Source organism: Dorea sp., from assembly GCF_977044405.1.
Window position 1 is genome coordinate 68,484 of record NZ_CDRRQK010000009.1, and the last position, 22,716, is coordinate 91,199.

Annotated in this window: 20 protein-coding genes; 1 reads left to right on the top strand and 19 read right to left on the bottom strand. The window is 42.9% G+C overall.

Annotated elements, in window-relative coordinates; genetic code table 11:
* Nucleotides 1-131 precede the first annotated feature (131 nt).
* The 3 genes from ACWJAF_RS06075 to ACWJAF_RS06085 all read right to left on the bottom strand — a co-directional run bounded on the left by ACWJAF_RS06075 (nucleotide 132) and on the right by ACWJAF_RS06085 (nucleotide 3,456).
* The gene (locus ACWJAF_RS06075; RefSeq protein ID WP_448862859.1) at nucleotides 132-725 is read right to left on the bottom strand and encodes a 50S ribosomal protein L25; all 594 of its coding nucleotides are present in this window, start codon (nucleotides 723-725) and stop codon (nucleotides 132-134) included.
* Between the two features lie 172 nt (nucleotides 726-897).
* Nucleotides 898-2,493, bottom strand: a complete 1,596-nt coding sequence (locus tag ACWJAF_RS06080; RefSeq protein WP_448862861.1) for a xylulokinase — start codon at nucleotides 2,491-2,493, stop codon at nucleotides 898-900.
* A 186-nt stretch (nucleotides 2,494-2,679) separates the two neighbouring features.
* Nucleotides 2,680-3,456, bottom strand: coding sequence for an SDR family oxidoreductase (locus ACWJAF_RS06085; protein ID WP_296032356.1), 777 nt, complete (start codon nucleotides 3,454-3,456; stop codon nucleotides 2,680-2,682).
* A gap of 372 nt (nucleotides 3,457-3,828) precedes the next feature.
* Here ACWJAF_RS06085 and ACWJAF_RS06090 point away from each other — a divergent pair, with 372 nt between their 5' ends.
* Nucleotides 3,829-4,968 carry an ROK family protein gene (locus ACWJAF_RS06090; protein ID WP_448862866.1) on the top strand — a complete coding sequence of 380 codons (1,140 nt, stop codon included), beginning with the start codon at nucleotides 3,829-3,831 and terminating at the stop codon, nucleotides 4,966-4,968.
* 396 nt (nucleotides 4,969-5,364) lie between these two features.
* Here the strand turns inward: ACWJAF_RS06090 and ACWJAF_RS06095 are convergent, their stop codons facing one another.
* The 16 genes from ACWJAF_RS06095 to ACWJAF_RS06170 form a co-directional block, all read right to left on the bottom strand.
* Nucleotides 5,365-5,904, bottom strand: a complete 540-nt coding sequence (locus tag ACWJAF_RS06095; RefSeq protein ID WP_296032358.1) for a histidine phosphatase family protein — start codon at nucleotides 5,902-5,904, stop codon at nucleotides 5,365-5,367.
* A 142-nt stretch (nucleotides 5,905-6,046) separates the two neighbouring features.
* The gene (locus ACWJAF_RS06100) at nucleotides 6,047-7,303 is read right to left on the bottom strand and encodes a nitrogenase component 1 (RefSeq protein WP_448862868.1); all 1,257 of its coding nucleotides are present in this window, start codon (nucleotides 7,301-7,303) and stop codon (nucleotides 6,047-6,049) included.
* Nucleotides 7,300-8,595: a nitrogenase component 1 gene (locus ACWJAF_RS06105; protein ID WP_296032361.1), complete on the bottom strand. Its 1,296-nt coding sequence runs from the start codon at nucleotides 8,593-8,595 to the stop codon at nucleotides 7,300-7,302. Before ACWJAF_RS06105 ends, ACWJAF_RS06100 begins: the two co-directional genes overlap by 4 nt.
* Nucleotides 8,595-9,356, bottom strand: a complete 762-nt coding sequence (locus tag ACWJAF_RS06110) for a nitrogenase iron protein NifH (protein ID WP_296032363.1) — start codon at nucleotides 9,354-9,356, stop codon at nucleotides 8,595-8,597. The genes ACWJAF_RS06105 and ACWJAF_RS06110 overlap by 1 nt, the downstream gene beginning before the upstream one ends.
* The gene (locus ACWJAF_RS06115; protein WP_296032365.1) at nucleotides 9,349-9,621 is read right to left on the bottom strand and encodes a TM1266 family iron-only hydrogenase system putative regulator; all 273 of its coding nucleotides are present in this window, start codon (nucleotides 9,619-9,621) and stop codon (nucleotides 9,349-9,351) included. Before ACWJAF_RS06115 ends, ACWJAF_RS06110 begins: the two co-directional genes overlap by 8 nt.
* A 128-nt stretch (nucleotides 9,622-9,749) precedes the next feature.
* Nucleotides 9,750-10,766, bottom strand: a complete 1,017-nt coding sequence (gene hypE, locus ACWJAF_RS06120; protein ID WP_448862893.1) for a hydrogenase expression/formation protein HypE — start codon at nucleotides 10,764-10,766, stop codon at nucleotides 9,750-9,752.
* A gap of 123 nt (nucleotides 10,767-10,889) precedes the next feature.
* Nucleotides 10,890-11,948, bottom strand: coding sequence for a hydrogenase formation protein HypD (gene hypD, locus ACWJAF_RS06125; RefSeq protein ID WP_448862870.1), 1,059 nt, complete (start codon nucleotides 11,946-11,948; stop codon nucleotides 10,890-10,892).
* Nucleotides 11,948-12,157 carry a HypC/HybG/HupF family hydrogenase formation chaperone gene (locus ACWJAF_RS06130; protein ID WP_296032368.1) on the bottom strand — a complete coding sequence of 70 codons (210 nt, stop codon included), beginning with the start codon at nucleotides 12,155-12,157 and terminating at the stop codon, nucleotides 11,948-11,950. The genes hypD and ACWJAF_RS06130 overlap by 1 nt, the downstream gene beginning before the upstream one ends.
* Nucleotides 12,158-12,159: 2 nt before the next feature.
* Nucleotides 12,160-14,622: a carbamoyltransferase HypF gene (gene hypF / locus ACWJAF_RS06135; protein ID WP_448862872.1), complete on the bottom strand. Its 2,463-nt coding sequence runs from the start codon at nucleotides 14,620-14,622 to the stop codon at nucleotides 12,160-12,162.
* Nucleotides 14,623-14,709: 87 nt separating this feature from the next.
* On the bottom strand, nucleotides 14,710-15,954 hold the full coding sequence (locus ACWJAF_RS06140) for a nitrogenase component 1 (RefSeq protein ID WP_448862874.1): 1,245 nt from the start codon (nucleotides 15,952-15,954) through the stop codon (nucleotides 14,710-14,712).
* Nucleotides 15,955-15,957: 3 nt separating this feature from the next.
* A complete protein-coding gene (locus ACWJAF_RS06145; protein ID WP_448862895.1) occupies nucleotides 15,958-17,238 on the bottom strand; it encodes a nitrogenase component 1 in 1,281 nt (426 codons plus the stop codon).
* Nucleotides 17,235-17,996 carry a nitrogenase iron protein NifH gene (locus ACWJAF_RS06150; protein ID WP_296093163.1) on the bottom strand — a complete coding sequence of 254 codons (762 nt, stop codon included), beginning with the start codon at nucleotides 17,994-17,996 and terminating at the stop codon, nucleotides 17,235-17,237. The genes ACWJAF_RS06145 and ACWJAF_RS06150 overlap by 4 nt, the downstream gene beginning before the upstream one ends.
* Before the next feature lie 307 nt (nucleotides 17,997-18,303).
* The gene (locus ACWJAF_RS06155; RefSeq protein ID WP_296032373.1) at nucleotides 18,304-18,450 is read right to left on the bottom strand and encodes a hypothetical protein; all 147 of its coding nucleotides are present in this window, start codon (nucleotides 18,448-18,450) and stop codon (nucleotides 18,304-18,306) included.
* 287 nt (nucleotides 18,451-18,737) lie between these two features.
* The gene (locus tag ACWJAF_RS06160) at nucleotides 18,738-20,066 is read right to left on the bottom strand and encodes an MATE family efflux transporter (RefSeq protein WP_448862876.1); all 1,329 of its coding nucleotides are present in this window, start codon (nucleotides 20,064-20,066) and stop codon (nucleotides 18,738-18,740) included.
* Nucleotides 20,067-20,353: 287 nt separating this feature from the next.
* A complete protein-coding gene (locus tag ACWJAF_RS06165) occupies nucleotides 20,354-20,986 on the bottom strand; it encodes an HD domain-containing protein (protein WP_448862897.1) in 633 nt (210 codons plus the stop codon).
* Between the two features lie 119 nt (nucleotides 20,987-21,105).
* Complete coding sequence (locus ACWJAF_RS06170) at nucleotides 21,106-22,476, bottom strand: PhoH family protein (protein WP_448862878.1); 1,371 nt, start codon at nucleotides 22,474-22,476, stop codon at nucleotides 21,106-21,108.
* Nucleotides 22,477-22,716: the final 240 nt, after the last annotated feature.

A 22,716-nucleotide genomic window follows, 5' to 3' on the forward strand; every position in this document is an offset into this window, starting at 1 on the left:
ACACTCACCTCGTATTTTATATTTAGATGTTCTTATGAACAAGTTCTGTAGCTGTAGTATAACAGAAAAACCCGGACATCCATACGGTGATATCCGGGTTTTTCTGTATTTTCATAAATTTTATCTTTTGTTTATTCTGCTGCTTCTGCACTCTCAGCATCTGCATCATCATCTGGTATGTTGTTGTGTACATACTGTAATGTAACGACTGTAGTCTCTGGATCTGTCATGATATCTACGTCTTTGTCACTTGCAAGTGTAAGATCTTTTACCTTGATAGAATCGCCGACTTTCATGTTACTTACATCAACTTCTACCTTATCAACCAATGCTGACGGATATGCCTTGAACTGTACTTCTTCCAGTAACTGCTCTAATACACCACCTGCAGCCTTTTCATGTCCGACCAGAACAATCTCTGCTACGGAATGTACTTTTTCATTGCTTACCAGTGCCTGGAAGTCTATCTCATCTACCTGACCTTTTAATGGATTGAACTCGACATCTTTGATCAGAACATTCATCTTCTCACCTTCGATGTCCAGCATTACCTGACTACCTTTGTGGCAGGTCTTCAGTAAACGGTCAACGGTTGCTTTTTCCATCTTAACCGGAATAGATTCTTTCATCTCTCTTCCGAAGACATTACCAGTAACGTAACCTTCTCTTCTTAATTTCTTTGCTTTGATGTCCATGCTTCTTTTTTCAGCTTTTAAAGTATTCATTTATCTTTTCCTCCAAAAATCTGATGCTTAGCAGCCTTCGCTTTGTGGTTCCAATGCTACAAAGAGGTTTTGTTAAGTAGGTTTCCTTTGTTACAGTTGCATTATAACACCTAAAGCAGATTAAGATTCACCAAAAAAATCAGTTTTTTTGTCCACATTTTTATGCAGAATTCTACCATTTCATATGTTCGATTGCGCTCTTCTCAATCTCAAGTCCCGCTTTATAATGATCCATGAATACATTAAATCCATCAATCTCTTCTTTCGTAGGCTCAATCGTCTCACCGGATAATTCTTTAAAAATTCTGTTATCCAGGAAGTCTTCCAGCTTTTCTCCGTCTTTTTTATCTGCCAGATATGCTGCCAGAAGTGCAATTCCCCATGCACCACCTTCACTTGCAGTATCCATAACCGTAACCGGTGCTCCTACCGCTGCTGCCAGATATCTCTGTCCGACACCTTTGGTCTTGAAGAATCCACCGTGTCCCATGATCTTTTCTACTTTTACTTTCTCATCATCCATCAGGATATCCAGTCCCATCTTAACTGCTCCAAGTGAAGTATACAGATTTACCTTCATGAAGTTTGCAAGGTTGAATTTGCTCTCTGCAGTTCTAAGGAATGCTAACCGGCCTTCATTCAGCATGGTAATATTCTCTCCTGAATAATATCCATATGCCAGAAGTCCTCCGCAGTCCGGATCTCCTTCTAAGGATTTTGTATATAATTTCTGGAACAGGTCTCCCGTACTTGCATCCATTCCCATCAGTTTTGCAAACTCACCGAAGATTCCAATCCATGCATTCAGGTCGGATGTACCATTATTTGCATGAGACATTGCACAAGGGAATCCTGTTGGCGTAGTAACCATATCGATCTCACGGTATACTTTGCTAAGCTGTTTTTCCAGAACGATCATGGCAAATGTACTGGTTCCTGCTGATACATTACCTGTTCTTGGTGCTACCGAATTCGTAGCTGTCATTCCGGTTCCGGCATCTCCTTCCGGCGGACACATCATGATACCTGCCTCCAGATTGCCGGTCTCATCTAAGAACGCTGCTCCTTCTTCTGTCAGATAGCCTGCATTCTCACCTGCTGCCAGTACCTTCGGGAAAATATCTTCTAACTTCCAGCTGTAGCCATATGGTTTGATCAGGTTATCGAATTTTTCTTTCATGCCTGCATCGTAATCAATCGTATCCGAATCAATCGGGAACATACCTGCTGCATCACCGACACCGATCACTCTTTCTCCTGTCAGCTTCCAGTGAATATATCCACTCAGTGTTGATACATAATCCAGATTCTCTACATGCTTTTCTCCGTCCAGAATTCTCTGATACAGATGTGCAACCGTCCAGCGGAGCGGAATATTAAAGTTGAATAACTCTGTCAGTTCGTCTGCTGCCTGCTGTGTATTCGTATTTCTCCATGTCTGGAATGGTGCGATCTGTTTTCCATCTTTATCGAGTGCCATGTATCCATGCATCATAGCACTGACTCCAATCGAACCAATCTTCTTAAGTGTAACCCCATATGTATCTTCTACTACTTTTCTAAGGGAACTATAGCAATCACGCACACCTGTATGGATCTCTTCCAGACTGTATGTCCAGATATTATCTATAAACGAGTTCTCCCAGTCATGTATTCCGACTGCAAGTACATTTCCCTGATAGTCGATCAGTACCCCTTTGATTCTTGTTGAGCCAAGCTCGATTCCAAGCGCTGTTTTACCTTCGATAATTAATTCTTTTGCACCCATAAAAGCATTCCTTTCTGACAAAATCATCCAATTTTTGGTTTAATATAAGGAAGCCTGCCAAAAGACAAACTTCCCTATGCATTTTCCATATATTCAGACAGTTATTCCCACTGCCTGTGACCTCTTTTTTCAGATCTTTCTCCTGTGTTCCCTGCTATCCGCAGTTTTCCTCAGACACTCCGTAACTTAGAAGCATGTAAATGCTCCGTCAACTACGATATCAGATCCTGTTGTAAATGAGCTTGCGTCTCCTGCAAGGTATACGCAGATAGCTTCCAGTTCTTCTGGTTTACCCATTCTTCCCATTGGTGCCATCTCATTCCATTTCTCAATGAGTGGAATCAGTGTTGGAGAGTTCAGTGTTAATTCTGTTCCGATGTATCCTGGGCTGATGCTGTTAACACGTACGCCACGTTTTGCCCATTCAATGGCAAGTGATTTTGTAAGCTGGATAACACCTGCTTTTGATGCATTGTATGCACACTGTGGCTGTGGTACGTTAACGATATGTGCTGACATGGAAGCTGTGTTGATGATGGATCCGCCACCATTCTCTAACATATATTTTCCTGCTGCGATATCTGTTAAGAAGATTCCGTTCAGGTTAATATTCATAACTTTTAACCACTGCTCGTATGTCATCTCTTCTGCTGGAGCATTGATACAGATTCCTGCGTTGTTGTGGCAGAAGTCCAGTCCGCCAAGTTCTTCAACAACCTGTTTTACCATTGCGTCAACCTGCTCTTTGTTTGTACAGTCTGTCTGGATTGCGATAACCTTTCTTCCTGTCTTTTCAGCAAGTTCTTTTGCTGTCTTCTTTGCTTCTTCGATGTCAAGGTCTACGATTGCTACGTCAGCTCCTGCCTCTGCAAATGCTGTAGCTGTGCATTTACCAATTCCTCTTGCTGCACCAGTTACGAAACCTTTTTTTCCATCCAGTCTCATTTTTTCAATGATTCCCATTTTTGTTTCCTCACTTTCTTTTTTGTATTTTGGTTAGAAATAATTTTATGTTTTAATTTTATAAAATCGTTTTATTTAATGCATTTACATAATAGCTTCTTTGGGACAAAATTACAAGTCGTAAAACCATACAAGATTGCCTCTTTATTTTTGTATACTTTTTCCAGTACTAATCTCCTTTTCATCTGGGCAAATAACTTGTATAATAATTTTATTAAACAATTTTATAAAATATAGGCAGAAAATTTTATAAAATATATACTCTCGGAATCAAATGGGGTGATACGCCATTCTATATGGAAGACGCCGCTGCTATTAAACTCCCAGGTATATAAAATGCCTATATTATATTTCAGAAAAACGGGTGATTTTATGGAACAATTTTCATTAACAGATATAAAGAAAAAGAATTTGTCAGATGTCTATCATTATATATATCAGAATCCATCCTGTTCCAAGCAGGAGATCGCAACTGCACTTTCGGTAAGTCTCCCTACCGTCTCGCAGCATCTGACAACACTGGAGGGATTACAGCTGATTGAAAAATGTGGCCGTCTATCCTCTTCTGTCGGCCGCCGCGCAACTGCATATCAGGTCATCTCCGATGCACATATCGCAATAGGAATTGAACTGCTTCCGGATAAAGCTAACATCCTCGCAGTGAACCTATATGGGAAGATCATTGCCAAAGAAACGCTTTCTATCGCATTTGAGCCAACCGGCCATTATCTTTCAAAATTAAAAGACACGGTTCAATCCTTTTTGAAAATGAATCATTATAAAGAAGAGACCATTCTTGGAATCGGTCTTGGTGTACAGGGACTCATCTCTCCGGATGGTTCGGAATTTACCTATGGCAAGATCCTTGACTGTACCGGTTTTTCAATCCGGACATTTGCCGATGCATTTTCCGTTCCATGTAGATTCATCCATGATGCTGAATGTGCCTGCAATAGTGAATTGTGGGAAAATCCGGATATCAAAGATGCTACTTATATCTCCCTCAGCTATCATCTGGGAGGCGCCATTATTGTCGACGGACAGCTTCTCACCGGGCACACCGGAAAAAGTGGCACCTTTGAACATCTGACTCTGGTTCCGGATGGAATTGACTGCTATTGTGGTCATAAGGGCTGTGCAGAGTGTTATTGTTCTGCCAATTCACTCCTTACGTATTATGATAATCTGGATGACTTTTTCTCTCACAAAGCCGAAGGCGATCCCGTCTGCGTCTCAAAATGGGATGAATACCTGCGACACCTTGCCATTCTGATCAACAACCTGCATATGGTTCTCGAACATACGGTAATTCTTGGCGGTCATGTAACGCCTTACTTTACAGAGGAAGATCTGACATTGATTAAAAAATATGTATCGGAACGTTCCACCTTTGATGACGATACTTCCTATATCATTCAGGGAAAATGTCTGGGGGATACAGTTGGGATTGGTGCCGCATTACCTTTTATCAAAGAATTTATCGATGGGATTTATCTTTTCAGAATTGTTTAACAATTTATATTTTTATATATTTTTTTCAGAAAACCTATTGACATTTTGCCTTTCGTGCGATATTATAATATCAACAAAAGAAAAGGAGGACGGACCACCAATCAGTTAAAACTTTCATTAAAATCTAAAGAAAGAGGTACAGTCCAATGCAGAGGACAAGCTAAACTGAAAAGAGTCTAATAAAGAATAAGGAGGACAAACCACCAGGAACGTAAAATCAACATTCATTATCAAATGAAAAAAAGAAATCGAAGAAAGAAAGAGGTATAGTCCATTGGATGAGATATCATAAAAATCCATCGTATTTAAAAAATTATTAAGTACGGTGGATTTTTTATTGTTTATATTCTGTTTTTCAAACACTCTTTAGCAACGGAAGGAACATTCCTTATTTTGTTAAAATTCAAATTTGCGGATCTCACAGTTTTTAATTCCGAATTTTGCAAATTCTTCATTCGTCATGTCACAAAAATATGACTGGATTGCTCTTGAGATTCCGTTATGCGCTACAAGAAGATATGTCTTCTCATCGGATTCTTTTTTGATATCATCCAGAAGATTATAAATGCGGTGGCATAATTTTAACATCGATTCTCCGCCTTCATATGAATTTACAAAATTCGTCTTGGCTTTCTGGAATTCTTCTCCGTTTCTGGGTGTTCCTTCGTATTTTCCAAAGTTCTGTTCTTTCAGGCGCATCTCTTCCCTCATCGGGATTCCTGTAATCTCAGATACATGTCTGGCTGTCTCTTTTGCACGGATCAGTGGTGAATAGATGATTTCATCAATCTTGATTCCCTGTTCAAGAATTGCCTTTCCAAGTTCTTCAGCCTGCTGATGGCCAAGTTCTGTCAGTTCTATATCGGTAGCACCACAGATCTTATTCTCTACATTCCATACGGTCTGTCCGTGTCTTGCAAAATAAAAATGTCCCATGAGATAATCCTCCTAAATTTTTAACATGTTATAAATTGTATCATAAAACCATATATCACTCAACACCTTTTTTCGAACATACGTTTACATTTCTCATATTTTTGTAAATATTTACCTATAAACTATTTTCAAAAAACAGGCTCTAGACTATGTCCGCCAGCACCGGCAGGTGCTTCTTATATATCCGGCCGGAGAATGCTATATGTGGCAGTTCATAGAATTTCGCATCTTTCGGACAGACCGGACGGTATAATGGATCTGCCACAATGATATCCGCATTCTTTAAAGCCTTCTCCATCTCTTCTTCTCCACGCACCTTTTCATCCCATGGTGCAAGCAGACCTTCTGTCTCCTGAAGCGGGCAGATGACTTTTGCTGCTATTCCATACTTTGATTCTATCGCAGCCGCAAGGGATCCCATAGTCACAGGTTCTCCGATCAGTACCACTTCTTTTTCATTGCTGCACGTTCTTTTCAATCTATGATGATAATATGTTTCCTGTTCTTCCTCAAGATATGCCACCTTGATCTTTTTCTCTAACGCTTCCGTCAGCCGCCCCATAAATCCTTTTATCGGTGTTCCGATCACATACGGAATTCCAAACCGGTCTTTTAATACTTCTGCCGCACGAAGTCCTGTCGAAGATACGACCAGATTAACTTCTGCCTCCGGCGCCCGGTTAAGATCTTCCAGTGTATTCCCCATTGCCCAGACGGATACAACCTTCCATCCCGCGTCTTCCAGGTTCTTCTTCATCGCTTCTACATGCTCCTGCGGTCCAAAGTCCAATGGTGTTACACCAAGAAGATTGACACTTTTTTGTACCTTTATTTTTTGTATATTTCTTTTTTGTATATTTCTTTTTTCTACCTTTCTTTCCTGTAGCGTCTTCTCCTCATTGTCCCCTTTGTTATACTGACATCCGGGCTTCAAATCTTTTATGCTCTCTTTTTCATCCGGTATTCTCTTCGCTATCTCCGCCAGCGCCATTCCTGCTCCATATACATAATCGTGCATCCCATTGGTCGGCACGGAAAATGACGGGATTCCAAGATCCTGTTCCAATATCTCCGCAATTGCAGGAAAATCCGTACCATTCATAAATGGTATCGGCGAACCTGCCAGTGCAATAAACTTTGGCTTTAACTCCTGCGCTGCTTCTTCGATGTCCTGGATCAATTTTTCATCATTCCCCATTACCGCATCAATCTCGGTAAGTCCTGATATGAAGATCATGCTGTCCTGATCGTACCAGCGGATCTCATCGTGCGTGTTATAAGTAGAATTACATCCGGACGGATCATGCATCACAGTCATTCCGCCAAGCTCGTATAGCGCAGAACAGACTCCGGATACATCTGCTGTATAGATTGGTATAATTTTATAACTCTGTCTCATATGCAGCTTTCGCACCCCCATCCTTTCCGTATAATCAGATCTTCCGGATCTTTTTCTTCCTGCCAGGCTTCTATCATAAGTTCTGCTGTTCTCCGGATGCCGTCATATCCATATAGTCCTGCTCCCTGTACCAGATTAACAAAATGTCTGCTTCCGGTGAACCACGCAGCTTTCTGGCCGATTGCAAGGACATTTTCCTCATTTCTCGGACGCATACGCATCTCTGGCTGGATTGTTGGTTCATATGCAAGATCCGGATATTCTTTTTGCAGCCATTCTGCCACTTCCTTTTCTTCCGGGCTGACTGCGTCCAGATAAATCCTGGTCACATGGAATCCATGTGTGAGCAGTAATTTTGCAAGGCCAAGTGGTCTTGGGTGAAATGTGTGATCGATCATGACCGGTATATCGCCAATTATCTTTCCCGCCTCACACAGCGCAGACTCACATGTTGCGATTTCCTTCTCTATATCCAACATTTTCTGTTCCGTTATGTTCCACAATCCCTTTTGTGAATCTTCTATGATATCTCCCAGCTTCTTAAGCTGCTCCCCGATTTCTTCATAATCAAAGTTTCCCGGAAGATAAAGCCCCTTTCTCCCAATCCTTTCTGCCTGCATCTCCATGCCGTATTTCCCAGGTGGATAGCATGCTATAAATATATTCCCGTCAGAAAGTCGTTCGTAGTCTTTCCATGTTCTGCACTCCGGAAGTTCTCTTAGTTCCATTCCGTTCATCCTTAACAATCGCTTGATATCACTTGTCTCATCCAGTGCAAAGTCACTGCCAAGAAGTGTCACCACATCCGGGTCTGCCTCTTTAACCGGAAGGGGATCATAGATTGCTTTTCTAAGTTTCTGGTCCGGTGTCAGTCCGTGCTTTTGCATAATCGGATCCATATAACACCGGATGAATACAATATCCGGGAATCTCTCTTCCAGTTCTTCATATACACGTTCCAGATCGCATCCCAGAAAATGATGCAGACACACGGTAAATAACAGCACCGCCTTCGGTCTTTCATCCAGTTTTTGCAGCACATCTGTAACACCTTCGATTGTGACATCTTCAAGATTGCCATTTAACAGGTTCTCTTCTTCTACGATCACAAAGGAGAATCTGTCTGCTGCATTCATCTCCGCTGCTGTCAGGACAACTCCACGCATACAATTGTCTGCACAGACATAGATCTGTCTTGCTTCCGGGAGAAGCATGCCAGTGTGTACAATATTCCAGTTGCCATGTGCCGGTGAGTTAAACTCAAGTCCTGATTTTCCCACTCTTTTTAACATCACTTTTCCTCCATGCAGACTTCCATGATTGCATCTGCAAGCTTACGGTACTCTTCTGCCATCTCACTTTCCGGAAAGCTTTCCATCAGAGTCTTTCCCTGTTCCTCTGCTTCTGCTACCAGATCGCTGCGCGAGAGCGTTCCGATTACCTGCGTGTGGAAATCTTCTGCCAGTTCCTGTACCTTTTCTTCTTCTCTCGCTACATTTCTACGGTTTAAAATAATACCTCCAAGAGATGCATATCCGCGGTTTTTAAAATTCTCTACCGCCATTGCGATATTCGCCCCTGCATGGATCGCCATATTTTCCCCGGATGTTATGATAAATACTTTATCTGCGTAACCTTTCCGCATCGGCATCGAAAAACCACCACACACCACATCACCAAGCACATCGTATAACACAACATCGGGCTTATACACCTCATATGCACCCGTTTCTTTCAGCTTTTCAAGCGCTGTGATAATTCCTCTTCCGGCACAGCCAAGTCCCGGTGTCGGTCCGCCTGCTTCCACACAGATGACACCCTGATAACCGGTTCTTACCATGTCCTTAAGCTCCAGTCCCTGCTTCTTCTCCCGGTAAAGATCCAGTACTGTCGTCATCTCTTCTCCATGCCTTAACGCCACCGTCGAATCAGCCTTCGGATCACAGCCGATCTGCATAACCTTAAGGCCTCTTCCAGCCAGAACCGCTGCCACATTGGAAACGGTTGTAGATTTACCGATTCCGCCTTTTCCATATACTGCTATCTTAATCATGCTGCTCCCCTGCTTTCGTAATGATATTCGAATACGCGGTCTTCGTAGACACGCCGCTTAAGCGCCCGATCTTACCGGACAATGTGCTGATCACGTCCTGCGGTGCATCTATTGCGATACTGATGATATTAATCTTTTTCTCTCTGTATGGGATTCCCATCCGTCCGATGATATACTGCCCTGCCTCATGAAGCAGATGATTAAGTGTCTCGATCGCATCCGGATTCTCTACAATAATTGAAATTACTGCTACTCTTGTATCCATATCTTCCTCACCTTCCAGAGTGTGTCAGAGAAAATGTTTCTACAATCTGTATGACACACTCTAGTTATCTCTTGTCGTCTGTCTGGAACATGTTCAAAAAATCATTCCTACAATCTATATGACATACTCTAGCAGATTCTTGGAAGCAGCTCTCCTCCCGGCTGTGGTAAGAGTGCCTGCGTTCCAATCTCTGTAAGCATTACAACTTTACCCGGCTGCTCCGCTGTCACTTCACCGATAATAGCAGCTTCTTCCGAATACGGGCATTTCTTTAATGCATCCACGATTCTTTGTGCCTGTTCCTTTGGTGCCATGATCACCAGGCGTCCCTCACATGCAAGGTATAACGGCTCCAGCCCAAGCATACCGCACACACCACGCACTTCCGGTGCTACTGGTATCTTCGATGCGTCCAGACGGATTCCGGCCTGGCTCTGTCCGGCGATTTCATACAGTACTGTTCCGACTCCGCCTCTTGTCGCATCACGGATCACGTGCAGGTCGTGTGTTGCATCCATGACCGCCTTCACATTGCCCCAGAGCGGCGCACAGTCACTGGTTACATCTGCTTCGATTCCAAAATCTTCTCTTGCTAATAAAATCGTACATCCATGTCTTCCGATATCGCCGGTTACGATAACCGCATCCCCCGGTTTTGCAAGATTTCCTGCTACTTCTACACCTTCTGTAACTTCTCCGATTCCGGTCGTTGTGATAAATACGCCGTCAACCTGCCCTTTTCCTGCTACTTTTGTATCTCCTGATACAATTCTGACCCCCGCTTCTTTTGCAGTCTGTTCCATTGTCTCTGCAATCTCTTCCAGTTTTTCCATCGGGAATCCCTCTTCGATTACAAATGCACAGGTCAGATATAATGGTTTTGCCCCCATGCAGGACAGATCATTGACTGTACCGCAGATGGAGAGCTTTCCGATATTTCCGCCCGGATAGAATGCCGGAGATACGATAAAACCATCCGTTGACACCGCCATCTTTCCTGCCGGAGGTGTCAGAACCGCCGCATCATCTGCTGTCAGATCCGGATTTTCAAAATGTGCTTTGAATATCATATCAATCAGCTCTGACGTCTGGCGTCCGCCGGCTCCATGCGCCATCGTCACTGTTTTCCCCATTAACTTTGCCATTCTTTCTTCTTTATCCACATGTTCACTCATTTTGTCCACTTTTCCTTTTATAATTTCATTTTCTGCTTCATTATTTTCACTATATACTTTAGAATGTGTCTGAAAAATCATTGACTTTCTATCCTATACTTCTTCGTCTCTTCCGTACATATAATATGCCGAACAGGCTCCTTCACCCGACACCATACAGGCTCCTACCGGATGCTGCGGCGTACAGACTTTTCCAAATACTTTACAGTCAGATGGTTTACATTTTCCCTGCAATACATCCCCGCAACGGCATGCCGGATTAGCCCGTCCTTCCATCACCGGGATCTGGTATTTTTTCCTTGCGTCGTACATTTCCCATTCCGGACGTAACTGAAGACCAGATTTCCCGATGATTCCAAGTCCTCTCCATTCACTGTCACAGGCTTCCATCAACTCCTGCACCAGTCTCTGCGCTTCTTTGCTTCCTTCTTCCGTCACCACTCTCGGATAACAGTTCACAAAGAATGGTTCTCCCTTTTGAAAATGTGTCAGTGCAACCGCAAGTGCTGTCAACAGTTCTTTTGCCGTGAATCCTGCAACCACTCCGCTTACACCTTCCTGTACCAGTTCTTCGCAAAGCTTCGTCCCTGTAATCGCATTGACATGTCCCGGATACAGGAAAATGTCTGCACTGCCCTTTAATGCTTCATACGCCTGCGGCATCGTCTTATTGGCAATCAGCATCGAATAATTGACAAGTCCGTCTTCTTTTGCTTTCCGTACAGACAGGCAGCCCGCCGGAGTCGTGGTCTCAAAGCCGACGGATAAGAACACCACCTCTTCTTCCGGGTGTTCTTTTGCGTATTTTTCTGCGTCTGCCGGTGAATATACAATGTGTATTTTCCCCCCTTCGGATCTTGCATCTGCCAGACTCTTTTTACTTCCCGGGACTCTCACAAGATCACCGAATGTACAGATTGTCACATGCTTTTCCAGTGCAAGATATACTGCCTCATCGATATAACTGACCGGTGTGACACAGACCGGACATCCAGGCCCGGATATCAGTTCCACCTGTGGCGGCAGTAATCCGCGGATTCCCAGACGGAAGATTTCATGTGTATGCGTTCCGCAGACTTCCATGATACGCACTGCAGGGCCGTCGTAGCCTTCTATGATTTCTCTTGCTGTTTTCTTTTTTTGTTCACTCATTATAATAATTTCTCCATCAACTGATCCGTCTCACTGTCATCCTCATCTGTAATCTTCGCAATCGCGATCCCCGCATGCACCATGACATAATCTCCCGGTTCCAGATCTTCTAATAATTCTGAAGATACCTCTCTTTTTGCTCCTCCTGCATCTACAACAGCTGTACCGTCACTGATACGGACAACCTTTGCTGATAATCCTACACACATATTTATTTCCTCCTGATATACTGCATCGCATACGCTGCCTGACCTAATGCAATTCCACCGTCGTTTGGTGGGATCAGGTGATGTCTTAATACCTTGAATCCTTCTCTTTCCAGTCCTTCTTCCACTAATTTTAATAACAGACGGTTCTGGAATACACCACCGCTTAATGCCACACAGCTGCATTTTGTTTTTTCTCTTGTATGTTTACACCCTTCGGTCACAAGCTCTGCCAGTTTTTTATGGAAAATGTAAGCAAGCTCTTTTGTATCTGTATCTTCCAGTTTTTTCTTTGTCAGATACGCTATCAGATCTCCGGTATTCATCGTCCATATCTGACAATCCATTCCACTTGCAGCCAACGTGCTCTCATTTACTACATTATTATCTATATGAATACTATCTGCATCATTATTTTCTACCATGCTTTCCCTGCCGCAAATGTACATTTCCTCATAAGCTTCTGCAGCGAACTCAAGCGCCATCGATGCCTCTCCTTCAAATGTTGACTTCTTGCGGATTCCCAGAATTGCACTGACCGCATCGAATAATCTTCCTGCACTGGTTGATGTCACAGCATTTAACTTCTTATCTGCCATCGTAAGTAATACTTTGCATTCTGCCTCGCTGCAAAGGTCCAGATTTCTTACAATCTCCATCGTCTTTCTTTTGTCCCGTATCTGCTGATAGATAAGCGGTACTGCAATTCGCCAGCCTTCTTTTGCAGACAGGTCTCCGCCGATCTGAAGAAACGGCTGTATACTTCCCACCCGTTCAAATGTCTCATAATCAGCAAAAAGTATTTCACCGCCCCAGATGCTTCCATCAGTTCCATATCCGGTTCCGTCAAATGCCACACCGATGACTGGTTCTTTCCAGTCATTTTCTGCCATGCATGACAGGATATGTGCATAATGATGCTGGATCTTGATCACCGGAAGCCCCAGTTCTTCCGCCACTACTGTGGAATTATACTTTGGATGCAAATCGCATGCTGCGACCTCCGGTTCTACTTCCAGAAGTGTCTGAAATCTGTGGATGGTTTCTTTTAATGCTTCCACTGTACGCAGATCCTCAAGGTCTCCGACATACGGTGACGAGTAGAATCTTCCATCTACCCCGATACAGAATGTATTCTTAAGCTCCCCGCCAACTGCCAGCACCTGGCCTTTCCACGGCATGGATACCATCGAAGGAAGCGGCGCATAGCCTCTGGAACGGCGGATCATGTACGGCTCTCCCTTATAAAAATCCATCACCGAATCATCCGCCCGGATCCGTATCTTCCTGTCGTGCGAAAGAATCAGGTCACACAGATGCGACAGCTCTTCTACCGCATCCTTGTCATCCCTGCAGATTGGTGCACCCGATGTATTCCCACTTGTCATCACCAGAAAATCCGGCATCTCTATGCCATCGTCGTAGTCAAAAAGTAATAATTGAACCGGTGCATAAGGAAGCATTACACCAACTTTCGGATTCCCCGGAGCAACAGAGGCACATAGACTTTGCACGTCTTTCTCTCTCTTTGTCAGTAACAAAATCGGCTTCTGGTGTCCATCCAGAACCGCTTCCTGTTCTTCGTTTACCAGGCATTCTTTTTTCACCACTTCAGCGTTTCTGGCCATCACAGCAAATGGTTTTGCCGGACGTTTCTTTAATGTACGAAGTCTTCCTACTGCCGCTTCATTCGTCGCATCACAGCACAGATGGAATCCACCGATTCCCTTAATTGCTACGATTCCGCCGTTCTTAATTGTCTGTCTGACTTTTGTGATTGCCTCTCTTCTGCGTTCTTTTCTTCCGGTCAGATACACTTCCGGTCCGCACGCATTACAGCAGACCGGCTGTGCATCATAACGTCTGGTAGCCGGGTCTTCATATTCTTCTGCACATTCCGGACACATCGGGAATTCTTTCATACTGGTCCTCTCCCTGTCATATGGAAGAGCATCCAGGATTGTAAGTCTCGGTCCGCAGCAGGTACAGTTGATAAATGGATGCAGGTACCGCCGGTCTTCCGGGTCATACATCTCTTTTTTACATTCATCACAGATTGCGATATCCGGGGAGACAAAGATTTCCCCTTTGGTCTTTTCGCTTTCTATGATCTGAAAATCTTTATAAACAACGATTTTCTTCTTTATCGCATTTTCTGCTGCTTTATTATCATCCATTTCAGAAATATTTTTTTCACGACCATTTTCTTCACAACGCTCCCCAGTACCGGCTTCTTTTAGATCTTCTACATTAATCTTCAATATAGCCGCACGTTTGGGCGGCTTTTTTTCAAGACGTTCCAGAAAATCTTTTACACATTTTTCTTCGCCCTGGGCAAAGATTTCCACATATGGCCCTTTGTTACACACACTTCCGGTGATTCCTGCAGTGGCTGCATGGCGGCTCACCGTCGGGCGGAACCCCACGCCCTGTACGATGCCATATACACGGATTCTTTTCGTAACCATTTGGATTCTTATTCCCTCCTCTGTTCTTTTCATGTATTTCTTCAACTCTTCCAAAACAACTCTTTCAGACTTTCGAAAATACATTTTCTATCTCTTTTTCTCTGCCGCTTTCTCTTCACAGACACTTTCATGCTTGTTCAGCTTTCCAGATACGGCAAAATGTGTCAGTGGAATAAATGTTCCTTCATATTCCGGTATCATCTTTTCCATACATGGATCTGCGAAAATCATATCATAGTTTTCCTTTTCCACAAGATTTATAAAGTCCTCTTCTTCTTTTAAGCTGATCGTCTCTTTTATCTGCAGATTTTCACGCTCTCCGACTCCGGTTCTTTCACATTCTTTTTTGATCATGAACCAGGTAGCTGTTGTAATGTCAGCTGTTCTTTCTGCCTGCGCTTTTCCCCCGGCATCCGGAAATGCTTCTATTCTTCGAACGATTTCTTCTCTCACAGCTTTCGCGATCACCTGCTGCTGTACGATCAGTATTTTCTTTCCGTTATATTCCAACTCCGGCACAAGTTCTGCAGCCAATGGATAAGTAACCTCATACGGTGTTCCAAACTTCTTTTCCAGATACTGTGCGGCTTTTAATGCTGCAGGAGATACGACGATATTCTTCACTACCGATCCGGCTCTTTGCACTTCTTCCAGGCCATCTCCCATGCCATAACAGACGGCACGTATTCCCTGTTCTTTATAAAGCTTTCTGATCTTATCTGCTGCATTTAAGTCACTCACATCCTGTGGTGTCATTCCTATGATTCCGATACGCTTTTCTTCTATATCTTCCGAAACATTCCGGATGTCTGTTTTTTCATCTGCTGCATCCTGATGATCTGTTTCTTTCTCTTCTGTTTCCAGATCATTTTTCTCACTGCTTACAGCATCTGCAAACTTCTGAAACAGTGCAAGATATGCCTTTTCTTCTCCCTTGTCATACAGTTCCATTCCATCCGTGTTCACCGTCAGAACCGGAAGATCCGTCTTCTTCTGAAGCATGCGGTCCAGTGCCCGGTAATCCGTCCCGATCACTGCCGGAACCGGGGTCCCGATCACTGCTGCAAATGTGACATCCAGCTTCTCACAGGCATCTGCAAGTTTTGCTACCAGTCTGTCATCTCTTCCAAGAATCGCATCCATATCACGAAGTCCCGCGCTGAATACCGCACTTCGCATCTCAAACCATCTCGGTTCATCAAATCCACATACATTACCGGTACAGCCTCCTGCATCACAGATGACCAGCATCCCGCCAAGTTCATATAACACCGACACTGCTCCCGACTGATCCGGTGCAAATGGTGTCAGATATTTTCTTAATCCTTTCATCTTCTACACCTCCAGTAACGCTTCAAACAGCTTCTTCACGCCCGTATATCCGTATGGCTGTACTTCTTCATTCCACATCACATTTGCAGCCTCCGGATGATAATAACAGGCATCCTTGCCAATCGTAATATTTACTCCGCTTTCTGATGGATCATAGTAAAGCATCGTCGGTTCCATATTGGAATATACTCTCGTTCCGGGACTTAGTTCCGACAACGTCTTTAAGTAAATAAAATTCTCTGCTGTCAGTGTTCCGTATATTTCCGCCACCCGGAAGCCATATTTTACCAGTGCAAGTGCAAGCTCGAACGGATCACCATTCATACATTCTCCAATAGCAAATACCGCATCCGGCTTTTTACTGCGCATCTGCTCTACCGCCCCCAGTGCCTGCTCTTTTGCATTCTCATCTGCAAATGGAATCCCAAGTACAGATCCCAGCGCCTGATACTGCTTTTCGATCTTATCAATCTGATACAGACGTCTGAGCTCAATAAACGGAATTTTGAGCTTATCGTGAAAATCCTCCGCTGCAAATCTCGCTTCCGGATGAAGCACCAGATTAAAGTTCGCCTCAGACATCGTCTGGTACTCTTCATAATCTCTGCATCTGGATATCTCATGCACGGTCTTTACGCCTGCCCGTTCTAACATTCCATATAACTCACAGTCATCCATAAGCGGTGAGAAAAATCCAAGGAGATTTACAACATTTCCCTTTTTCTTCTTTGGTTCCAAAAGTGAATATAATGACTGACGTACGTGTACCATTGGCGGTTTTCTTCCTTCTCTCGTCAATGCATACATGTAACACGGTCTGACCGGAAGTCCTGCTTTTTCTTCTGCTTTTCTGCAAATCCGTTCCATGTCTGTTCCAAGAAGTGCATCCACACAGGTAATGCAGATCATTACAACGGATGGCTTTTTCTTCAGGCTGTTACAGATTTCCTTTACTGCTTCCGGTACCTTTTTCAGATGCCTTCCTGTTACAATATCTGTCTCATCCATCGTAAGATAAAAGAAACGATCTTCATACAGCGGCATGGAACTGATCATGGATGTATTACGTCCGCAGCATCCTGGTGCCACAATTAACATAACCGAATCCGGGATTGCAAGTCCTGCTCTTTTTACTCCAAATCCTTCCGCTCCAGGCGAGTTAAATGCAAGCGTCGCCGGAGAGCTGTAGATCAGATGTGTATTCGAGCGGAACTGCTCCGGAATATCATCTCTTCCCCGTTTTTGTAATTCTTCTACTGTACAATAGTAGGCTTTCCCTCTCATACCTGCTCCTCGTCTTTCCATAATATTTCCGCCAGATCATAAAAACGTCTGCTGATCTCTGATTCCGGATCTCCCTCGATCACTGTCTTTCCCTGATCTTCATAACGGATGATTTCATCGCTTCTAGGGATTTCTCCAACAATATCAAATCCCCGCTCTTTTGCAAAATTTTGCACTTTTTCCGTCTCATTTTCGACATTTCTGTGATTCAATACGATGCCAAAAACCCTCGCATAACTTCTATCCTCAAAGTTCTGTACTGCTTTAGAAATGTTATCGGCTGCGTACAGTGCCATCTTTTCCCCGGATGTCACAATCAGAACCTTCTCTGCATAATCCTCTCTGATCGGCGCTGCAAATCCGCCACAGACTACATCCCCGAGTACATCATAAAGCACCACATCCGGCTTATATGTCTCGAATAATTTCAGATCCTCCAGAAGCTGAAATGTAGCGATAATTCCCCTGCCGGCACATCCAAGTCCCGGTGTCGGTCCCCCGGTCTCGATGCATAATACATTTCCAAATCCTTCTTTTGCGATGTCTTCTAAGTACTCCGGTTCTTCGTCTTCTTCTCTCATATAGTTCATCACCGGTCTGAGCGGCTCACCTCCGAGAAGATTCATCGTCGAATCCGCTTTTGGATCACAGCCAATCTGGATTACTTTTTTCCCCATTGTGGCAAATGCTGCCGCCAGATTCGATGTGACGGTGGATTTCCCGATTCCACCTTTTCCGTATATTGCTACTTTTAACATCTGTCAATTCCTCCTAAACGTTTTGCATATGATGTTCCCGGATTGCTGCGTAATTTCCAAATGATTTTTCAGACACACTCCAAAGCGATTTACATCATATATTCTGATACAAAAAAAGATACACAAAAATGGCTCCTCTTTCCCCGTTAGAAATCGCCTGATTTTGCATATCATACTTTCATATAACCTGTTATTGATTGCTTTTTTATAAAACGAATTCATAACTATTCCTGCTTGGAACTTACCTTGCAGTCAGAGTCATTCTCTCCGGCATCCCTGCCTTTTCTATTCTGATTATCTACAGTGCTTATCCGCACTTTTTCTTCTTTGTTACATCCGGATAGATCCTGATCACTCCGTCTGTGTTAATAAGTTTATTATACTCTTTTACCAAGTAGTCAGTCAACGCGAACTGTCCCGGATTCCGGTTGACTTTTTCATATATTTCTCTCATAATAAGCTCATACCCCTATATGTACTTTCCAAAGCATTTTTACCTAATAAAAGCAGTCATTTTCACGTAATGAAGCAAAATTCTGCTTCCCGATACTGATTACTTTTCCCATGATGATCTTCCTCACTTTCTTTTTTACTATTTTACATTTTATGATACACGGATTGCTTCGCATTCATACAAACATAAAACGCATGATCTTTTGACCCTTGTATCATTTTATACTTGTGCATCAAAAAAGAGTTGTTGCTCTATGAATTCTCATCCATAAAAGCAACAACTCTTCTCTACCTCTTCACGCCTTTCCGATACACAATATAAGAAATGACCGCAGTCACCGCTTCCGTAATCCAGAACGCATGCCACACCCCGACTGCGCCCATAAAACGGCTTACAATAAATGCCACCGGAATAATGACTACCACATATCTGCACAAAGAAATGATCAATGAATGCACACCTTTTCCAAGACCTTCTAACGCACCGCTACAGATAACAGATACCGACGACATGATGAATCCAAGACTGATCACTCTAAGTGCTGTCATTCCTGCCTGCACAGTCGCTTCACTTGAAGAAAACAGTCCCATCAGCTGTCCAGGAATTGCCAGACAGATTGCTGTTCCTGCTGCCATCATTACAAGTACAAGGATCAAACCATCCTGGAAGATCTTATGCACACGCTTATACTCTCCTGCCCCATAATTATACCCAAGAAGCGGACGCATTCCCTGCACAATTCCATTTGCCGGAAGATACAGGAATGTCTGAAGCTTATAATATACACCAAGAACGAATACATAGACTTCCCCATAGCCTGTAAGTATTACATTCAATACTGAGATCAGAAGTGACGGAAGTGCCAGATTCAAGCTCGCTGGAATCCCGATCACATATAGCTTTTTCCATAATCCAAGATCCACTTTCAGATATTTTTTTCTGTATTTTACCGGTAACGGTCTTACAATATAAAATATCAGATACAGAAGCGCTCCTGCTGCCTGTCCGATACCTGTTGCAAGTGCTGCTCCTTCAATCCCCATCTTCGGAAATGGTCCAAGTCCGAAGATCAGAACCGGATCCAGAATAATATTAATGACTGCGCCGGACATCATGCATGTCATCGATTCCACCATACGCCCCACTGCCTGGAACGTCTTTTCAAATACCAGCTGCCAGGATAACGCAGTGGCAAATAAAAATGCGATTCTGGAATAACGTACACCATAGTCTATAATCTGTTCATTTGCCGTAAACATGTGAAGAAACGGTCGCATTACCGTAATTCCAAGAATCATAAATCCAACTCCGTGAATCGTTCCAAGAAGCATTCCCTGCGTTGCCGCCCGATCTGCCGTCTTATGATCCTGCGCCCCAAGATAAAATGATATCACTGCGTTGATACCAATTCCAAATCCGATCATGACAGCATTAATCAGATTCTGCACCGGATACACCAGTGATAACGCTGTCATAGCATCTTCACTGATCTTAGCGATAAAGAAGCTGTCCACAATATTATAAAGTGAACTGACCATCATAGAAAGCACCATTGGCAGCGCCATTGACAAAATCAGTTTTAAAACCGGCTTTTCTTTCATATATGTCTGATCCATATATATTCCCCTTTCTTTTTCCTCTGTAAATGTTGTGGTCAAAATTTACCTATTCTACTGCTGATTTTCTTTTTCTCTATGCTTTATTTCTGTCGTTTTTGCAACAAAAAACCACATGGTCACTATTACAGGTAACCATGTGGCGAAAAATAGATTGCTCTAGAAAAATCCACATTTATTTTAGGGATACATTATAGCATTGTCTTTCCATGAATGTCAATTACTAATTGGAATAAAATATTTCTGCCTAAAATATTTTCCCAACGCACTCCATCCTCTCGAACCTCCTAACAGATTTTATTCCCATTTGCTTTCATTTTAAACTTCATTCCAAGCATCTCTGCCGCACGCTTGCACATCAACATACGTTGTAAAAATATTTCAAAATAATCCAGAATAGAACAAATCCCCTCGTCCAGCTCAATTTCCAGTAAAATTACTTTCTTTTCTACATTTACATGAAGTGTAGAAGCTACCGCCGCATAATTTACCCGGTCATGCTTATCAAAGCTTTCCTTAATCGTATTACGCACACGGTTCCTCCTTACATCTGTCTTATCCGCCAAAATTAATGCTGCCGATACCGCATCCACAGCCATCCCTGTTGCTTCGTCATGCTGACCGATTGCACTGACGATCACAGCTATATCTTCATCCGGAACTTTCAAATCTCTCAAAATCTGAAATGCCATAATTGCCGAGCTATGTGCATGATCCACACGGTTCACACAGTTTCCCATATCATGCATATAGCCTGCGATCTTCGCAAGTTCAATAGTATGTTCATTATACCCCAGTTTTTCCAGGATATTTCCGGCCGTCTCTGCAACCTTCACTGCATGACCTCTGGAATGCTCCGTATATCCAAGTGCTCCAAGTACTCTGTTTCCCTGTTCTATATATGCATTCATCTCCGGCATTTTCTTGATTGTTTTATATGTAACTTTACTCAACTTTCATCTGATCCTTTCCATTTCTTATCTGGTGTAGCCGTTCTGTTCTTCTGTTTTGCAGAGCCTATTTCCAATACTTTATCTGTCTACAATCTGTGTATTGCATCCATCGCAAGTTCGGAACGCTCACACTCCTCTGCCGACATCGTAATCTGATAACACAATGGGCTGCCTTTCATATACTCTGACGCATAGCTTAGTCCATTGGTTCTTTCATCCAGGAACGGACGGTCTATCTGATTCGGATCACCAAGTAAAATTATCTTCGTTCCTTTTCCTGCTCTTGTTATAATTCCCTTCACCTGATTCGGTGTCATATTCTGTGCTTCATCTATGATCAGATATGTCTTTACAAATGATCTTCCTCTGATAAAATTCATCGCTTCTGTCTGGATCAGACCTCTGGCAAATATCTCTTCGATTTTTCCCTGCAATTCCTGTTCATCCTGATAACGTTCTTCTTCGTCGGAGTCAATCAGCTGTTCCAGATTATCTACGATTGGACGCATCAACGGTGATATCTTTTCCTGCTCATCTCCCGGCAGGAACCCGATATCCTGGTCAAACTGTGCATTCGGTCTGCAAATCAGAATTCTTCTATATTCTCCTGTTGGATTATTCAATACTTTTTCCAATCCGACAGCCAGTGAATAAAATGTCTTTGCCGTACCTGCCATTCCTTTTACGATTACAAGTGGTGCCTTCTCTGCAGACTTCATCAACGCCTCCTGAAGGAAATACTGTCCTGCATTTCTTGGCTTGATTCCATACGGTTGGCTCTTTCGGAATTCCAATGGAACAACTTTCTTTCCTTCCACTCTTCCTAAATGTGTCTTTTTTAACGACTGATCCGCCTTTAATATAATAAATTCATTCTCTGTAAGCTCCGGCTGATACTGATTGCCATCTTCATCGGACAAATATAGTTCCTTCAGATGTACGCCTTTTTTCTTAAAATCTTTGAATTTATCTTCTGCTACATAACAAACCTTTCTACCACTGTATTGTCCTCCTTCTTCAATCACCTGTTCTGTACTAAAATCCTGTGCTTCAATCCCAAGTATCTGCGCTTTCAGTCTGAGAACCAGATCCTTTGTCACAAGAACAACTGGTTTTTCTTTTTCCGTAATTCCTTTACAAACCTTTAGTATCCTGTTATCCGGCTTATCTTCCGGAAGGCTTTCTGGCAATTCTACATTTACACAATTCGCTTCTACTCTCAGGATTCCTCCATTTTCCATCTGGACACCTTTTAGAAGATCCCCTTTTGTTCTCAGTTTTTCAAGAAAACGAATCGCCCTTCTTGCATTCGCGCCCTTTTCTCCTTCTGCTTTTTTAAGTCCATCCAGTTCTTCTAACACGACCAGCGGTAATATCACCCGGTTTTCTTCAAAACACTGACACGCATATGGAGCCTGGATTAATATATTAGTATCAATAACATAGGATTTGATCATAGATAATTCTCACTCTTTCTGATTTTGTTCTTTGTACATATTTAGGTATAGTATGAAAATATTGAATCTATTCGATGGTTTTGTAAAAAGGACGTTAAGTTATCATTGAGCCTAACTGGAAATATTTACAGTATCTGCTATCCATATTTTCTTTTAACCAAAATAGCAAGAAAAAAAGAAATACTTTTCAAGCCAGGGATTGTAACAGTACTCTATCCTCAGCTTCAAAAAGTATTTCTC

What these genes read in the sequence shown, in the direction of transcription:
- ACWJAF_RS06170 (WP_448862878.1), bottom strand. Translation starts at nt 22,476, where the DNA reads ATGATCAAATCCTATGTTATTGATACTAATATATTAATCCAGGCTCCA.
- hypF (WP_448862872.1), bottom strand. Translation starts at nt 14,622, where the DNA reads ATGGTTACGAAAAGAATCCGTGTATATGGCATCGTACAGGGCGTGGGG.
- hypD (WP_448862870.1), bottom strand. Translation starts at nt 11,948, where the DNA reads ATGAGTGAACAAAAAAAGAAAACAGCAAGAGAAATCATAGAAGGCTAC.
- ACWJAF_RS06115 (WP_296032365.1), bottom strand. Translation starts at nt 9,621, where the DNA reads ATGGATACAAGAGTAGCAGTAATTTCAATTATTGTAGAGAATCCGGAT.
- ACWJAF_RS06140 (WP_448862874.1), bottom strand. Translation starts at nt 15,954, where the DNA reads ATGAAAGGATTAAGAAAATATCTGACACCATTTGCACCGGATCAGTCG.
- ACWJAF_RS06110 (WP_296032363.1), bottom strand. Translation starts at nt 9,356, where the DNA reads ATGATTAAGATAGCAGTATATGGAAAAGGCGGAATCGGTAAATCTACA.
- ACWJAF_RS06130 (WP_296032368.1), bottom strand. Translation starts at nt 12,157, where the DNA reads ATGTGTGTAGGATTATCAGCAAAGGTTGTCCGTATCAGTGACGGTACA.
- ACWJAF_RS06090 (WP_448862866.1), top strand. Translation starts at nt 3,829, where the DNA reads ATGGAACAATTTTCATTAACAGATATAAAGAAAAAGAATTTGTCAGAT.
- ACWJAF_RS06080 (WP_448862861.1), bottom strand. Translation starts at nt 2,493, where the DNA reads ATGGGTGCAAAAGAATTAATTATCGAAGGTAAAACAGCGCTTGGAATC.
- ACWJAF_RS06085 (WP_296032356.1), bottom strand. Translation starts at nt 3,456, where the DNA reads ATGGGAATCATTGAAAAAATGAGACTGGATGGAAAAAAAGGTTTCGTA.
- ACWJAF_RS06095 (WP_296032358.1), bottom strand. Translation starts at nt 5,904, where the DNA reads ATGGGACATTTTTATTTTGCAAGACACGGACAGACCGTATGGAATGTA.
- ACWJAF_RS06145 (WP_448862895.1), bottom strand. Translation starts at nt 17,238, where the DNA reads ATGAGAGGGAAAGCCTACTATTGTACAGTAGAAGAATTACAAAAACGG.
- ACWJAF_RS06100 (WP_448862868.1), bottom strand. Translation starts at nt 7,303, where the DNA reads ATGAGACAGAGTTATAAAATTATACCAATCTATACAGCAGATGTATCC.
- ACWJAF_RS06165 (WP_448862897.1), bottom strand. Translation starts at nt 20,986, where the DNA reads ATGCCGGAGATGAATGCATATATAGAACAGGGAAACAGAGTACTTGGA.
- ACWJAF_RS06150 (WP_296093163.1), bottom strand. Translation starts at nt 17,996, where the DNA reads ATGTTAAAAGTAGCAATATACGGAAAAGGTGGAATCGGGAAATCCACC.
- hypE (WP_448862893.1), bottom strand. Translation starts at nt 10,766, where the DNA reads ATGGCAAAGTTAATGGGGAAAACAGTGACGATGGCGCATGGAGCCGGC.
- ACWJAF_RS06155 (WP_296032373.1), bottom strand. Translation starts at nt 18,450, where the DNA reads ATGAGAGAAATATATGAAAAAGTCAACCGGAATCCGGGACAGTTCGCG.
- ACWJAF_RS06105 (WP_296032361.1), bottom strand. Translation starts at nt 8,595, where the DNA reads ATGTTAAAAAGAGTGGGAAAATCAGGACTTGAGTTTAACTCACCGGCA.
- ACWJAF_RS06075 (WP_448862859.1), bottom strand. Translation starts at nt 725, where the DNA reads ATGAATACTTTAAAAGCTGAAAAAAGAAGCATGGACATCAAAGCAAAG.
- ACWJAF_RS06160 (WP_448862876.1), bottom strand. Translation starts at nt 20,066, where the DNA reads ATGGATCAGACATATATGAAAGAAAAGCCGGTTTTAAAACTGATTTTG.